We start from the raw sequence: 14798 nt of genomic DNA on the forward strand, positions 1-14798 counted from the left end.
CCATGACCAATATCGTCCTGCTCGTGGTCTGCTTCCTGGCGGGGATGATCCTCCGCCGCACCGGCCGCTTCCCCGACAGCACCCCCGCGGCCCTCAACGGCTTCATCATCCACGTGTCGCTGCCTGCGGTGGCGCTCCTGCACATCCATGACCTCCGTCTCGACCTCTCGCTCCTCTACTCGGCCGCCATGGCCTGGTTCCTCTTTGGCGCGGGTGCTCTCATCTTCCGTGTCGCAGGCCGCCTGGCCGCTCTCCCCCGGGAAACGACCGGTGCCCTGATGCTCGTGGGGGGGCTCGGCAACACCTCCTTCGTGGGGCTTCCCATGATCGAGGCCTACTATGGCAAGGAGTTCCTCGGCATCGGTCTCATTGCCGACCAACTGGGCTCCTTTCTGGTCCTCTCAACCCTCGGCATCCTGACCGCCACGCTCTATTCCTCGGGAGATGTCTCTGTCCGCCAGATCGCCCGTAAGATCATCTACTTCCCGCCGTTCCAGGCTCTTATCCTGGCATTCCTCCTGAAGCCGGTCCCGTTCCATCCTGTTGCCGTTGCCGTGCTTCAGAAAGTGGGCGACACCCTGACGCCGTTGGCTCTGGCCTCCGTGGGGTTCCAGCTGCAGCTCTCCCATATGCGGGGAGAGTTGAAACCCCTCTCTCTGGGGCTCCTCTACAAACTGGCCCTGGGGCCGGCCCTGATCACTCTCCTCTTTGTGGGGATTCTGGGGGGAAGCGGCCCGGTCATGCAGGTGACGCTCTTCGAGGCGGCCATGGCCCCCATGATCTCCGCCGGGATCATCGCCGTGGACCACCGGTTGAACCCGCCCCTGGTGGCCCTCATGGTGGGGATCGGCATTCCCCTTTCCTTCGTCACGCTCCCGGTCTGGTGGTGGCTGCTGCGCGGCGTGTAGTGGCGCGACATATTCCGTCATATTCCTTCGGTAGTGTGTAACCATGCCGGAATTCACCCTTGCTGAAAAACTCGAAATCCTTGCCGACGGTGCCAAGTACGATGTTTCCTGCGCCTCCAGCGGCAGCTCCCGCAAGGGCAAGGGCGGGATCGGAAACGCCGCCCAGTGCGGCATCTGCCACTCCTGGACCGCCGACGGCCGCTGCGTATCCCTCCTGAAGATCCTTCTCACCAACGTCTGCATCTATGACTGCGCCTACTGCGTGAACCGCCGCTCCAACGACATCCGGCGGGTGATGCTCACCCCCGCCGAGGTGGCGGAGCTCACCATCGGCTTTTACCGCCGCAATGCCATCGAAGGGCTCTTCCTCTCCACCGGGGTCGTCAGGAATCCCGACTACACCATGGAGCTTCTCATCGAAGCGACCCGGCAGCTGCGCGAGGAGTACCGCTTCAACGGCTACATCCACGTGAAGGTGGTGCCTGGCGCGGACCTCGCCCTGGTTGAGCGGCTCGGTCGCCATGCCGACCGGGTCAGTATCAACATGGAACTCCCGTCGCGGGAGAGCCTCGCACTCCTGGCTCCCGACAAAAGCAGGGAGTCGATCGTGGGGCCCATGAAGCGGGTGGGGGAGCTGATCGTCCAGACCAGGGAGGAGCGCAAGGTTTCCCGGAAGATGCCCCCCTTTGCCCCGGCCGGGCAGAGCACCCAGCTCATCGTCGGCGCATCGGGGGAGACTGACCTGCAGATCATTTCGCTGGCGGCGGGGCTCTACGGAAGGCTTTCCCTGAAGCGGGTCTACTACTCCGCCTTCATCTCCGTGAACCGGGACGAACGCCTTCCCGTCGTGGTGGGCACCCCACCGCTCGCGCGGGAACACCGCCTCTACCAGGCCGACTGGCTCATGCGCTACTATGGCTTCGCCGCCGGCGAGCTCCTGGACGAAGAGCGCCCCAACCTGGACCTCTCGCTGGACCCCAAGGCCGGGTGGGCGCTCCGGAATCTCCACCTGTTCCCCGTCGAGGTGAATCGGGCCGACTACGAGGCGCTCCTCCGGGTGCCGGGAATCGGGGTCCGCTCGGCCCAGCGGATCGTCCTTGCGCGGCGGGGCAGCCATCTGTCCCTGGACGACCTGCCCCTGCTCGGGGTGGTGATGAAGCGCGCCCGCTACTTCATTACCGCCCGGGGGCGGTTCGCCGCCGATCTGACTCCCGATGCGGTAGGCCTCCGGCTGCGACTCACCGAAAAACCGCCCCGTCGGGAGCGCTGGAGCCAGCCGTCCCTGTTCGACGGTGGGGCCGGCATGGACATCCGGTCCACCATCACAGGTGAGTTGTGATCCTTCGTTACGACGGCACCTTTGCGGGTTTCCTCACGGTCGTTGCCCTGGCCCGGGAACGGGGAGTGGAGCCCGAGGCGATCACTGACCGACAACCGGAGCAGCAGGCGCTCTTTGCCGCGGTTGAGGAGGTGGCAACCGACCGGCAGCGTGCCGCAGCGTTTTACGGACTTTTGCGCCGAACCCTCACCGCCGGTGCGCTGCACACGCTCCGCCTTGCCTTTCATGCCGCGGAACCGGGCCGGGAGCTGCTCCTCCTCCACTTCCTGCAGTTGGGGTGTGTGGTGGGACAACAGCTCGACGGGATGCTCGCCCACGAGCGGGTCGTGCCCGTGTGGAAACTTGCGCGGGCCGTGGGGCGCGAGGCGCACCGCTACAAGGGGCTTGTCCGTTTCCAGCACCTGGACGGCGATATCTGGTATGCCGCCATTGAGCCGGAACACCGCATCCTTCCCCTGGTGGCTCCCCATTTTGCCGACCGTTTCGCCGACCAGCGCTGGATCATTCACGATCCCCGCCGGGGCGAGGCCATCATCTTCGACCCGGCCCGCCGCACATGGACCGACACTGAACTGGAGGTGACCGGCCCGCTCCCGCTGTCCGACGGGGAGCGCCTGTTTCGCGAACTCTGGCAGCGCTATTTCGACCGGCTCGCCATCGAGGAGCGACGTAACCCTGAATTGCAGCGGCAGCATCTCCCTCTCAAGCACCGTCGTCACCTGCCGGAGTTCGACCAATGACGGCGTTGCCGGTCATTGGTGGTTTTTTTCGATAATCCTGATATGCTGATACAACTGCACGATGAACATCAATACAAGGGAGAGCACGCAGTGAAGACAACGCGGGAGGAACTGGCGGTACAGGTTGACGTGGCCCAGTGGAGCTGGTTGCGGGCTCATCTTGAGCGGGGCGGGCTCATTGTCGTGAACCGGGGGCTCGACCTTGTGGAGGTGGGTGTCAGCATTGCTTCCGACGATACCGCCGTGGTGGGAGACTGGATCCAGACCGGGCTCCTGGCCAAGCCCTCGGCCGAGCAGATCTCGGCCTGGGACGCCAATGAAGAGATCAGTTTTTCCACCCTCATCATCAGTCCCTACGTTCTGATCCAGGAGCAGAAACCATGAGCGATACGCCGACGCACCATCCTGTGCCCGTTGCAGCGCCGTCTGGCAGAAAAGCGGCACCACCAACTGCTGGAGCAACCCGGACAACCGGCCCGGCCGGCCTGCGGACTGCCCGTCTTCGGCCCATGGCGACATCGTGGCCTCCAGCTTCGACGAATACCGCGGCGAGAGCGACGATGCCCGGCTTGCCCGGGTAGCGGCCCGGGTCGAAGGGCTCTGCTACCGGAAGATGCCCGGAAGCGACGCCGTGGTGGCCCGTTGGACCCGGGTGGAAGACACCATAGCCCTGGCGAAGCTCATGGGCTGGAACAAGGTGGGCATCGCCACCTGCATCGGGCTCCTGGATGAAACCCGGCAGCTGGCCTCTATCCTTGAGGCCCAGGGGCTGGAGCCGGTGAGCGTCTGCTGCAAGGCCGGCAGCATCGACAAGCTGGAACTGGGCCTGGACGAGAGCGACAAGGTCCGTCCCGGCACCTTCGAGCCCGCCTGTAATCCCGTTGCCCAGGCAGAGGTACTGAACCGCTGCGGCACCCACATGAACATCATCGTCGGCCTCTGCGTGGGCCACGATATGCTGTTCACCAAGCATTCCGCTGCCCCGGTCACCACCCTCGTCTGCAAGGACCGGGTCACCGGCCACAACCCGGTGGCCGTGCTCTACGGCCAGAACTTCTACTTCAAACGCCTGCAGAAAATGCCGATCGACATCCCCGAGGGGGAGGACTAGCCCTCCTTCCCCCGCCGTTATCACGCCTCTTCACAGCATCTTCCGCAAATACTGTCCCGTGTGGGACCGCGTCACCTTGGCCACCTCCTCGGGTGTGCCGGCGGCGATCACCTCGCCGCCCCGGTCGCCCCCTTCGGGGCCCAGGTCGATGATGTAATCGGCGGTCTTGATGACATCCAGGTTGTGCTCGATGATGACGATGGTGTTGCCCCCCTCCACCAGCTTTTTCAGCACCTCCAGGAGCTTGGCGATGTCGTGGAAGTGGAGGCCGGTGGTGGGCTCGTCGAGGATGTAGATGGTTCGGCCGGTGGCCCGGCGCGCCAGCTCCTTGGCCAGTTTCACCCGCTGGGCCTCGCCGCCGGACAGGGTCGTGGCCGATTGGCCCAGGCGGATGTAGCCGAGCCCCACCTCCTCCAGGGTCTGGAGCTTTGTCTTGATCTTCGGAATGTTCTCCAGGAAGCGCAGAGCCTCCGAAACGGTCATGTCCAGGACCTGGGCGATGGATTTCCCCTTATAGGTAACCTCCAGGGTTTCGCGGTTGTAGCGGGCCCCCTTGCAGACCTCGCACTGGACGTAGACATCGGGGAGAAAGTGCATCTCGATCTTGATGATCCCGTCCCCGGCGCATGCCTCGCACCGTCCCCCCTTCACGTTGAACGAATAGCGCCCCGGCTTGTAGCCCCGCACCTTTGATTCGGGGAGCTGGGCGAAGAGGTCCCGGATGTCGGCGAAGACCCCGGTGTAGGTGGCGGGGTTCGAGCGCGGGGTACGGCCGATGGGCGACTGGTCGATGTTGATGACCTTGTCCAGTTGCTCCAGTCCCCGGATGTCGCGTACCGCGCCGGCCCGCTCCCGGCTCCGGTAGAGCCGCTGACCCAGGACTTTGTAAAGGGTGTCGATGACCAGGGTCGATTTGCCCGACCCGGACACCCCGGTGACGCAGGTCATGACACCGAGGGGGATGTCAACGGTGACATCCTTCAGGTTGTTCTCCGCTGCCCCCTCCACGGTGATGAAGCGCTTTGGCTTGCGCCGCTTCTTCGGCACGGCGATGGTGAGCTCCCCCGAGAGGTAGCGGCCCGTGAGGGACTCGGGGTTCGCCATGATCTCCGCCGGGGTTCCCTGGGCCACCACCCGGCCCCCGTGCTCACCGGCGCCGGGCCCCATGTCGAGCACGTGGTCCGCCTCCAGGATCGTCTCCTCGTCGTGCTCCACCACCAGCACCGTGTTACCGATGTCGCGCAGGTGCTTGAGGGTCTGCAGCAGCCGGCCGTTGTCCCGCTGGTGCAGGCCGATGGAGGGCTCGTCCAGGATGTAGAGAACCCCCACGAGGCTGGAGCCGATCTGGGTGGCGAGCCGGATCCGCTGTCCTTCGCCGCCGGAGAGGGTGCCCGAGGTCCGGTCCAGGGACAGGTAGTCGAGCCCCACGTTGACCAGGAAGTGGAGCCGTTCCCGGATCTCCTTGAGGATGCGGCGGGCGATCTCCTCCTCTTTCGGGGTGAGCGTGAGGGAGGCGAAAAACTCCAGGGCGTCCTTGATGGAGAGGGCCGTCACCTGACGGATGTCCCGCTCCGCCACTTTCACGTGAAGGGCCTCGCGCTTCAGGCGCGCCCCCTGGCAGGTGGGGCAGGGCATCACGTTCATGTAGCGCTCCAGCTCTTCCCGCACCTGCTCCGAGTCGCTTTCCCGGTAGCGCCGCTCCAGATTGGGGATGACCCCCTCGAATTCCTTGGTGTAGGTGTGACGCCGCCCCCCGTCCTCCTCCCACCAGAACTCAATCTTCTTCCCCCCGGAGCCTCGCAGGACTACCCCCTGCACCGTGGGAGAGAGCTCCTTGAACGGGGTCCGGATGTCGAAATCGAAGGCCTTGGCCAGGGCGTCGAGGGTCATGTGATACCAGCCGGAGAGCCGCTTTTCCCACGGCACGATGGCCCCCTCGCGGATGGAGAGCTCCGGGTTCGGCACAACCAGATCCTCGTCGAAATACATCCGCGTGCCGAGGCCGGTGCAGTCGGGGCAGGCGCCGTAGGGGTTGTTGAAGGAGAACATCCGGGGAGTCATCTCGGGGTAGGAGATGCCGCAGTCGATGCAGGCCAGGGCCTCGGAGAAGAGGATGGTGTCGCCGTCCACGACCTGGACCTTCACCACCCCTTCCGCGTGGTTCAGGGCCGTCTCCAGGGAGTCGGCCAGGCGCCGCTCGATCCCCTCCTTGACGATGATCCGGTCCACCACGATGTCGATGTCGTGCTTCTTGTTCTTGTCGAGGGGGATATCCTCGGCCAGTTCGTACTGCACGCCATCCACGATGACCCGGGCGAAGCCGTCCTTGCGCAACTGGGCCAGTTCCTTCCGGTACTCCCCCTTACGGCCCCGGACCATGGGCGAGAGAAGCTGAAGCCTGGTTCCGGAGGGCATGGCCATGATCTGATCCACCATCTGGGACACGGTCTGGGAGGTGATCGGTTTGCCGCATTCATAGCAGTGGGGGCGGCCGACGCGGGCAAAGAGGAGCCGCAGGTAGTCGTAGATCTCGGTGACGGTGCCCACAGTGGAGCGGGGATTGCGGCTGGTGGTCTTCTGCTCGATGGAGATGGCGGGAGAGAGCCCCTCGATGGATTCCACGTCGGGTTTTTCCATCTGCTCCAGGAACTGGCGGGCATAGGCCGAGAGGGATTCCACGTAGCGGCGCTGCCCCTCAGCATAGATGGTGTCGAAGGCCAGGGTCGATTTGCCCGAGCCGGAGATGCCAGTGATGACGACGAGCTTGTCCCGGGGGATCTCCACGTCGATGCACTTGAGGTTATGCTCGCACGCGCCTTTGACGATGATGGTGTCGTGTGCCATGGTGCTCCCGTGAGTGATGCATGGTGGCGCCGGAGGCCCCGGACGCAAGTCCCCACTATATCACATAATCGGATTGCTGAGGGGTAACCCGAAAGCGGTAGTCAAAAGTTGCTATTGGCCAGGCGGTTAACATCTTTTTTCAGGTCCATGCAAGGTTACGGCAACGGTGCGTCTTCGGATGCAATATTGACAAGTAATACTATATCTGTCAGAAATATGTGCTGTGGGGTGGAAGAGCCACGACGGTGCATCAGGGAGATATTGTGACAGATACGGCGCGAAACGGGGCTGAGTCCCCCCTTGGTGGGCGCATCAGGAAACTTCGTCAGGCGCGGGGCATGACCCAGAAGGCGTTCGCCGACTCCCTCGGCATTGTCCAGGGGTTTCTGAGCAGTATCGAACGGGGGAGGAAGGCCCCTTCAGACACGCTCGTCATTGCGCTCTGCCGGACTTACGGAGTCAACGTGACCTGGCTTCTCCAGGGAAAGGGCGCCATGAACGCCCCCCCTGACGGTGCGGGCGAGGGGGCAGGCGAGGGCACGCCGCTGCTGGAGAGCATTCCCCAGGGATTTCCTGGGGACATTCCGGGGGACGTGGTGCAGGGGCGGATTGTCTTCCCCGGGATGCCGCATGGGTGTTATGCGGTGCTTGCCTACGGCGATTTCATGGCTCCCACAATCCGCGACGGGGATATGGTTTTCTTCGATCCGGCACGGCCGGCAGCGCCGGGAGAGATCGTGCTCGTCACCAACCGGTGGGGCGAGGCCATTCTCCGCCGCTATCGCCTCAAGGCCGGCGAGCTGTTGTTCTCCTCCGACAATGCCGCCTATTCCCCGTTCCATCCCGATCCCGACACCCGGATCATCGGCACGGTGGTGCAGGTCTGGCGGAACGTGAAGCTGTAGTCCGCAGTGCCCCGACCGCGGCCGGACGTACGGCCTGGGTGAGGTCCCGCGGCCCCGGTGGCGCATGGTCTGTGGCCACACCATGCGGGGTTCCGGCGCATTGTGGCGGGCGGGGTGCAACACAGGACGGACCAGTGGGATAGGGGGGCGGTTGCCGTTGCGGGAGGCGCGGGCGGGGCTCGGACGGAACCCCTGTCAGTACAACGGAAAGATCCAGCAGCAACATGGACCCGAAGGGTTACCGGGCCGAGCGCCGGACGACTCCCCGGGCCTTTTTCTTTTTCAGGCGCGCCCCGGCCTTGCGGCGCTTTTCAGCCAGGTCCACGAGAATTTCGTGGCTTCCCCGGGGATCGTCCCTTTCGCCCGGCGTCCGTTGCAGGTAGCTGCCGTCGGGCCGCATGTCCCAGGCGCTTCGCCGGTCTCCCAGTTGCACGTCGATCATGGTTCGGATTTCCTTCCTCAGTTCCGGCGCTTCCACCGGTGCCAGGACTTCGACCCGGTACTCCAGGTTGCGCTTCATGGCGTCTGCGGAGCCGATGAAGTACTCCTCGTCGCCGCCGTTGCGGAAGTAGTAGATCCGGGCGTGCTCCAGGAATCTCCCCACCACGCTCACCACCCGCACCGATTCCGAGAGCCCCGGTACGCCCGGCCGGAGGCGGCAACTGTCGCGGATGATGAGATCGATCCGCACTCCCTGCCGTGCTGCCCGGTAGAGGGCTGCAACGATATCGGCGTCTTCCAGGGCGTTCATCTTGAATTGGATGAGCCCCGGGCTCTTTTCCGAGTGAAGTTCCGCTTCACGCTCGATCCTGGCCAGCAGCGCCCGCTTCAGGTGCTTCGGAGCGGGCAGCAGTTTCCGATAGGTGCGCCGCGGGGTATAGCCGGTGGTGAGGTAGTTGAAGAGTTCGGTGGCATCCTGGCCTATGGTCTCGTCGCTGGTGAGCAGCCCCAGGTCGGAGTAGACCCGGGCCGTTCCGGGATGGTAGTTGCCGGTTCCGATGTGGACGTAGCGCCGCAGTCCGTTGTAATCCTGCCGTACCACCAGGATCACCTTGCAGTGGGTCTTGAGTCCCACCACGCCGTAGGTGACATGGATTCCCGCCTCCTCCATCCGCTCCGCCAGCCTGATGTTGGCCGCCTCGTCGAAGCGGGCCTTGAGCTCCACCGCCACGGCCACCTGCTTGCCGTTGTTGGCCGCGTTCACCAGGCAATCGATGATCCGGCTGTCCGAGGCGGTCCGGTAGAGGGTCATCTTGATGGCGCGCACCTTCGGGTCTTCGCTTGCCTCCATGAGAAAGCGCTCCACCGACGTGGCAAAGGAGTCGTAGGGGTGCTGCAGGAGGATGGCCCCGGCGTCGCGGAGCACGTGGAAAATGTTCCGGTCGGTCATGAGCCGGGGGTGGTCGACGGGATGGTGGGGAGGATCGCGCAGTTCCGGGTAGCCGAGGGCGGCGATCTCGAAGAGGTCGCGAAAGGCCAGCATCCCCTCGACATCGAAGACATCGTCGGCTTCGGTCAGCTCCAGCTCTGCGGCCAGCATCCCCCGGTGGACCGGGTCCATGTCCGCGCCCACCTCCAGCCGGACGATGGGGGCAAAGCGGCGGTCCTGCAACTCCGACTCGATCAGGGACAGCAGATCGTCCGCCTGTTCTTCGTTACGTTCAGTGTTTGCGTTGCGGGTCACCCGGAAGAGTTCGCACGCCGTCACCTCCATCTCCGGAAAGAGCATGTCCAGGTTGTGGCGCATCACCTCTTCCAGGGGGACGAACCGCTCGCCGTCCCCCGCGCGGATGAAGCGCGGGATGCCCGCCCCCACCGGTACCTTCACCCGGGCAAGGGACGTTTCGCGCTCCCGCGGATAGCGCAGGGTCACCAGGAGATTGAGGGAAAGGTTGGAGATGAAGGGGAACGGGTGGGCCGGATCGATGGACTGGGGGGTCACCAGGGGGTAGATGTTGCGCTGGTAGTGCTGCCGCAGCCCCTTGCGCTCTTTCTCGCTCAGCTCGCTGTAGCCGAGAATCCGGATGCCCGCGTCCCCCAGGAGACCCAGCAGCTCCCCGAACACCCGTCGCTTGCGTTCGGCCAGATCCCGCACCACGGCGTAGCACTCGGCAATCTGCCGCCGGGGGGTACGGCCGTCCACGGTGGGGTGCTGCACCCCGGCCCCGACCTGCTGCTTGAGGCCGCCGATCCGTTTCATGAAGAACTCGTCCAGGTTCGAGCTCACGATGGCCGTGAACTTGACCCGCTCCAGCAAGGGGGTGCGGGGGTCCTCGGCCTCGTGGAGGACGCGCCGGTTGAACTCGAGCCAGGTGAGTTCCCGGTTGAGGTAGAGCTCGGGCGAGGCAAGGCTCGTCTCCGGGGGGCGCGCGCCCGTCGGTTCCGGGGCGCCGGCCCCGGCTGCCTGTGCCTTGCGCGGCATGCTACAGCCACCCTTTTTTCTTGAAGATGTAGAGGGGTAATACCGCCGAGAGGACGATGAGGCTCAGGGCGAAGGGATAGCCGAACACCCACTCCAGCTCGGGCATGTGCTTGTAGTTCATGCCGTAGATGCTGGCGATCATGGTGGGGGGCAGGAAGATGACCGACATGACGGTGAAGATCTTGATGACCTTGTTCTGCTCCACGCTCATGTGGTTCAGGAAGAGGTTCTGCAGATAGTCGAGCCGCTCGAAGTTGAAGTTGGCGGAGATGATGAGGGAGTTCACGTCCTTCATCATCATGCTGAACTCCTTCTTGAGGGGTTCGCTGATCATGGTGCTCTTCAGGAGCGACGAGAGCACCCGGTGCTTGTCCGTGAGGTTTTCGCGGATGGTGATGTTGATGTCCTCGTAGTCGGTGATGTATTCGAGGAACGTGGTCGGATTGTCGAAGGACTGGGGCTCTTTCCGGCCGATGCTGGCAATTGACTTGGACAGGGCCTCAAGGATGTCGGCGTCCATGTCGACCCGCATGGCGAGGATTCCGTTGAGGATGTCGGCCCCGTCCCGGAAGGCGCGCGGATTGAGCCGGAGCCGGCGGGAGAATTCGGTGAAGATGCGGTGGTCGCTGAACCGGATGGTGACGATGAAGTGCCGCTTCAGGATGAACGAAACGGTTTCGTTATGGTATTTGTCATCCTGCTTCACGAGGAAGTAGGTGTTGATGTCGATGCCGGTTTCGTCCTCCCAGTAGCGGGAGCTGAACTCGATCTCCTCCGACTCCTGCCGCGTCGGCAGCTCCAGCTTGAGGCAACGCTCAACCGTGGCCAGCTCCTCGGTCGTGGGGGACATGAGGTCGAGCCAGACAAGGGTATCGGTGTCCAGTTCCGCCAGTTCATCGGACTCCACTGCCACTGGCCTGAAGGTGTCTTCCGCGCGAAGGTATGCCTTGATCATAGTGCACCGCTTTCTGCTAGAAATTCAGGATGTTGCCACGTTACAACGATTGTAGATGCAAGAATGGCAGGGGTCAAGCAGCCACTACCCTCTCCGGTCAGACCCCTGCGATTTCCCGGCCGGCCGCCAGCAGTTCCCCAACGGTCCCGGGCGTGCCGGCCTCGCTGTAGAGGCGCAGCACCGGTTCGGTCCCTGACGGGCGGATCAGGAGCCAGGAGCCATCTTCGAACATGAACTTGAAGCCGTCGCGGAAATTGGTGCCGGCCACCGGCCGTCCCGCAATGGCGTCGATCCGCTCCTCCCGCAGCCGGGTAATGAGGGCTGCCTTGGGGGCATCCTCAATGGGGAGATCGAGCCGCTGGTAGTGGAAGACGCCGATTTCGTCCATGGTTTCGTCCAGCAACCGGCGAAGCCCCTTGCCGCTCATGGCCATGGCTTCCAGAAGCAGGAGCCCCATGAGGACCCCGTCCCGCTCGGGGATGTGTCCCTTTACCCCGAGCCCTCCCGACTCCTCGCCACCCATGAGGATGTCGTGCTCGAGCATCAGCTCGCAGATATGCTTGAAGCCGATGGGGGTTTCGTGGAGGGGAAGCCCGTACTTCTGCGCCAGCAGATCGATCATCCGTGTGGTGGAGACCGTCTTGACCACCCCGCCGGTGAGGCCCTTGCGCTCCACCAGGTGCCGGAGGATCACGGTGAAGATCCGGTGGGAGGAGAAAAACTCGCCGTTTTCGTCCACGGCGCCGATCCGGTCCGCGTCGCCGTCGAGGGCCAGTCCCACCCGGCAGACGCCGTCCCGCACGAGCGCAGCCAGCTCCTGCAGGTGCTCTTCGGTGGGCTCGGGGGGCACGCCACGAAAGCCCGGGTTTTCGTCGCCGTGGATCTCCAGAGCGCCGGGCACGAGTTCCGGAATGACGCCGGCCCCGGCCCCGTGCATCGGGTCCACCGCCAGGGGGATGGCGGCCCGGCGGATGAGATCCAGGTCCACGTAACGGGCGAGCTGACGGCAGTATCCTTCGCGCGGGTCGAAGACGGTTACGGTGCCATCGGCCAGCGCCGCCGCCAGGGGACGCTCCTCGATTTCCCGGCCGGCAGCGGTATTGGCGGCGGTCATCTCCTCCAGAATCCTGGTGGTGGCAGGGCGGGCCGAGCCGCCGAAGGACTCCTTGACCTTGAACCCGTTGTAGGCGGGAGGGTTGTGGCTGGCGGTAATCATGACGCCGGCGCCAGCCTTCATCTCGTGGACGGCCCAGGAAATGGCCGGAGTGGGAGCGGGGCCGTCGGTCAGCCAGACCCGGATGCCGTTGCCGGCGGCAATCTCGGCCACCCGGTCGGCGAAGTCCCGGGAGAGGAAGCGGCGGTCGTACCCCACCACGAGCCCGCGCGCTGCGAGCCCTTCCCGTTTCAGGTAATCCATGGTGGCCTGGGCCACCCGGGAAAGATTGTCGAAGGTGAACTCCCGGGCAATGATCCCCCGCCAGCCGTCGGTGCCGAATGTTATCTGCACGGAATCAAATCCTCCTGCAATGTCGGTATGGTTGCGGCCATGGGGCCGGTAACCCGACATTTTCCGCACATCCTCCCGTCAAGTCAACCATTTGTTTGTTCCCCCGACCGTCGAAATGGGGTATGGTTGGGGCACCTCACCAACGGAGCGCTGAGTCATGGCTGGTCGTATCTTCACCCCCTTCAGGTCGGGGGATTCATTATCGTGCCGGAGGACGCGCCCCTGCCGCTGGGGGCGCACATCCCCCTCATCATGGGTAAAAAGGGTGCCTTCGGCTCCGGTGAACATGAAACCACGGCCTCGTGCCTGGAAGAACTGGAGCGGATACCCGGGCTGACCGGCATGCGCGGCCTCGATCTGGGGAGCGGCACCGGCATCCTCGCCATCGCGGCGGTGCAGCTCGGCGCGGCCTCGGTGGTGGCGGTGGACATCGATCCCAATGCGGCCGCTTCCTGCGCTGCCAACGTTCGGCTGAACGGCGTGGCCGACCGGGTCTTCACGGTCTGCGGCGAGCTGGCCTCCGTGGGGCGGGCGCTCTACGACCTGCTGATGGCAAATATTTACGCCGATATCCACCTGGCCCTGGCAGGAGAGATGGTGGCGCGCGTCCGTTCCGGCGGCTGGCTGCTCCTGTCCGGGATTCCGCTCCAGGACAAGTTCGACGTGCAGCGGCGGTTCGCCAGCCTGGGGTGCGTCCAGACCGACCTGCGGATCATGGAGGATTACGTCACCCTGGTCATGCGGAAGGCTTGACCTTTCCCGGGGAAATGCCTATATAATAATCTGTTTGCTGCATAACGCCTTCTCACTTTCCGGAGGTTATTCATGTTCAAGAGACTGATCATTGCCCTGCTCATGAGCGGGCTGTTCGGCGCACTGCTTCTGGCCGGCAATGCCGATGCCGCCGACAAGGCGGCCAAGGCCGCCAATCCCGTGGTGGTCATGGAGACGAGCCTCGGCAAGATAGCCGTGGAGCTCTACCCGGACAAGGCGCCGGCCACGGTGAAGAACGTTCTCGACTACGTCAAGAGCGGCTTCTATGACGGCACCATCTTCCACCGGGTCATCCCCGGCTTCATGATCCAGGGAGGCGGCTTCACCACCGACCGGAAACAGAAGGAGACCAGGGCGCCGATCAAGAACGAGGCGGACAACGGCCTCAAGAACGACCGGGGCACCATTGCCATGGCTCGCACCGCCAGCCCTGACAGCGCCACGGCCCAGTTCTTCATCAACCTGGTGAATAACGACAACCTGAACCGCCCCCGCCCCGACGGCTACGGCTACGCCGTGTTCGGCAAGGTGGTTGAGGGCATGGATGTGGTGGACAAGATTGCCGCCACCCCCACCCAGCGTCTCAACATGCTCTTCGCCAATATCCCGGTGACGCCGGTGGTCATCACCTCCGCCAAGATCCGGTAACCCGGCACCGCGGCTCGCATACCACCAGGCACCCTGACGGGAGTCCCGGATTGCTGAAAGTCCCCGCCCATGGCGGGGACTTTTTTGTATTGTTGTTATGGGCGGTTGCAACCAGGAAGGGAACGATCTGCAGATGCATCATTTGAAGTATTTGACCGGCTACCCGCCGCAGATGGCGGCCCAGGTGGCACAGCTGGTGACGGAGAACCGCCTGGGCGAAGTCCTGGTGCAGAGGTATCCGACGGTGCACGACGTGAGGACCGACCGGGCCCTCTATGACTTCACCGTCGCGGTCAAGAACGAATTCATGCGCACCGCCCAGCCGCTCAGCCGGGTCTTGTATGATGGCAAGATCCATGCGATCAAGAATGCCCTGGGAACCCACACCTTTGTCTCGCGGGTGCAGGGGGGAAAGCTCAAGGCAAAGCACGAGATCCGCATCGCGTCCATTTTCCGGGAAGCGCCCCTGGAGTTCCTGAAGATGATCGTGGTGCACGAGCTGGCGCACCTGAAGGAAAAGGAGCACAACAAGGCGTTTTACCAGCTCTGCGAGTATATGGAGCCCCGCTATCACCAACTGGAATTCGACACCCGGCTCTTCCTGACCCAGATGGAGGCAGCCGGATCACCCTACCACCCCTGACC

At 64.0% G+C, this 14798-nt stretch carries 11 protein-coding genes and 2 pseudogenes; 9 read left to right on the forward strand and 4 right to left on the reverse strand.

Annotated features, from left to right (window positions below):
* The first annotated feature begins 2 nt into the window (after positions 1-2).
* The 5 genes and pseudogenes from A2G06_00610 (at position 3) to A2G06_00630 (ending at position 4098) form a co-directional block, all read left to right on the forward strand.
* Complete coding sequence (locus tag A2G06_00610; GenBank protein ID ANA39138.1) at positions 3-908, forward strand: transporter; 906 nt, start codon at positions 3-5, stop codon at positions 906-908.
* Positions 909-951: 43 nt separating this feature from the next.
* The gene (locus A2G06_00615; protein ID ANA39139.1) at positions 952-2247 is read left to right on the forward strand and encodes a biotin synthase; all 1296 of its coding nucleotides are present in this window, start codon (positions 952-954) and stop codon (positions 2245-2247) included.
* Positions 2244-2987, forward strand: a complete 744-nt coding sequence (locus tag A2G06_00620; GenBank protein ANA39140.1) for a hypothetical protein — start codon at positions 2244-2246, stop codon at positions 2985-2987. Before A2G06_00615 ends, A2G06_00620 begins: the two co-directional genes overlap by 4 nt.
* Positions 2988-3077: 90 nt before the next feature.
* Positions 3078-3371, forward strand: coding sequence for a hypothetical protein (locus A2G06_00625; protein ID ANA39141.1), 294 nt, complete (start codon positions 3078-3080; stop codon positions 3369-3371).
* Positions 3368-4098 (forward strand): annotated as a pseudogene (locus tag A2G06_00630) (hypothetical protein). Before A2G06_00625 ends, A2G06_00630 begins: the two are co-directional and overlap by 4 nt.
* A gap of 30 nt (positions 4099-4128) precedes the next feature.
* On the opposite strand, the gene A2G06_00635 reads toward A2G06_00630, so the two are convergent.
* Complete coding sequence (locus A2G06_00635) at positions 4129-6942, reverse strand: excinuclease ABC subunit A (GenBank protein ANA39142.1); 2814 nt, start codon at positions 6940-6942, stop codon at positions 4129-4131.
* Between the two features lie 263 nt (positions 6943-7205).
* On the opposite strand from A2G06_00635, the gene A2G06_00640 reads away from it, so the two are divergent.
* On the forward strand, positions 7206-7847 hold the full coding sequence (locus A2G06_00640) for a Cro/Cl family transcriptional regulator (GenBank protein ID ANA39143.1): 642 nt from the start codon (positions 7206-7208) through the stop codon (positions 7845-7847).
* Positions 7848-8085: 238 nt separating this feature from the next.
* Here the strand turns inward: A2G06_00640 and A2G06_00645 are convergent, their stop codons facing one another.
* The 3 genes from A2G06_00645 to A2G06_00655 all read right to left on the reverse strand — a co-directional run bounded on the left by A2G06_00645 (position 8086) and on the right by A2G06_00655 (position 12731).
* Positions 8086-10269: an RNA degradosome polyphosphate kinase gene (locus tag A2G06_00645; GenBank protein ID ANA39144.1), complete on the reverse strand. Its 2184-nt coding sequence runs from the start codon at positions 10267-10269 to the stop codon at positions 8086-8088.
* Between the two features lies 1 nt (position 10270).
* Positions 10271-11224: a magnesium and cobalt transport protein CorA gene (locus tag A2G06_00650; GenBank protein ID ANA39145.1), complete on the reverse strand. Its 954-nt coding sequence runs from the start codon at positions 11222-11224 to the stop codon at positions 10271-10273.
* Between the two features lie 97 nt (positions 11225-11321).
* Positions 11322-12731 (reverse strand): phosphoesterase, encoded by a 1410-nt coding sequence (locus A2G06_00655; protein ID ANA41556.1) that lies wholly within the window; start codon positions 12729-12731, stop codon positions 11322-11324.
* A gap of 157 nt (positions 12732-12888) precedes the next feature.
* Here A2G06_00655 and A2G06_00660 point away from each other — a divergent pair.
* The 3 genes and pseudogenes from A2G06_00660 to A2G06_00670 all read left to right on the forward strand — a co-directional run bounded on the left by A2G06_00660 (position 12889) and on the right by A2G06_00670 (position 14796).
* A pseudogene (locus A2G06_00660) lies at positions 12889-13484 on the forward strand (SAM-dependent methyltransferase).
* Between the two features lie 72 nt (positions 13485-13556).
* The gene (locus A2G06_00665; GenBank protein ID ANA39146.1) at positions 13557-14153 is read left to right on the forward strand and encodes a cyclophilin; all 597 of its coding nucleotides are present in this window, start codon (positions 13557-13559) and stop codon (positions 14151-14153) included.
* A gap of 133 nt (positions 14154-14286) precedes the next feature.
* The gene (locus tag A2G06_00670; protein ANA39147.1) at positions 14287-14796 is read left to right on the forward strand and encodes a metal-dependent hydrolase; all 510 of its coding nucleotides are present in this window, start codon (positions 14287-14289) and stop codon (positions 14794-14796) included.
* The last annotated feature ends 2 nt before the right edge of the window (positions 14797-14798 follow it).

Origin of the sequence: Geobacter anodireducens, from assembly GCA_001628815.1 — a bacterium.
Classification (GTDB): Bacteria; Desulfobacterota; Desulfuromonadia; order Geobacterales; family Geobacteraceae; genus Geobacter; species Geobacter anodireducens.

Excerpts from the sequence above, each read along its gene's own strand:
- A2G06_00670 (ANA39147.1), top strand. The coding sequence starts at position 14,287 with ATGCATCATTTGAAGTATTTGACCGGCTACCCGCCGCAGATGGCGGCC.
- A2G06_00645 (ANA39144.1), bottom strand. The coding sequence starts at position 10,269 with ATGCCGCGCAAGGCACAGGCAGCCGGGGCCGGCGCCCCGGAACCGACG.
- A2G06_00650 (ANA39145.1), bottom strand. The coding sequence starts at position 11,224 with ATGATCAAGGCATACCTTCGCGCGGAAGACACCTTCAGGCCAGTGGCA.
- A2G06_00635 (ANA39142.1), bottom strand. The coding sequence starts at position 6,942 with ATGGCACACGACACCATCATCGTCAAAGGCGCGTGCGAGCATAACCTC.
- A2G06_00615 (ANA39139.1), top strand. The coding sequence starts at position 952 with ATGCCGGAATTCACCCTTGCTGAAAAACTCGAAATCCTTGCCGACGGT.
- A2G06_00665 (ANA39146.1), top strand. The coding sequence starts at position 13,557 with ATGTTCAAGAGACTGATCATTGCCCTGCTCATGAGCGGGCTGTTCGGC.
- A2G06_00610 (ANA39138.1), top strand. The coding sequence starts at position 3 with ATGACCAATATCGTCCTGCTCGTGGTCTGCTTCCTGGCGGGGATGATC.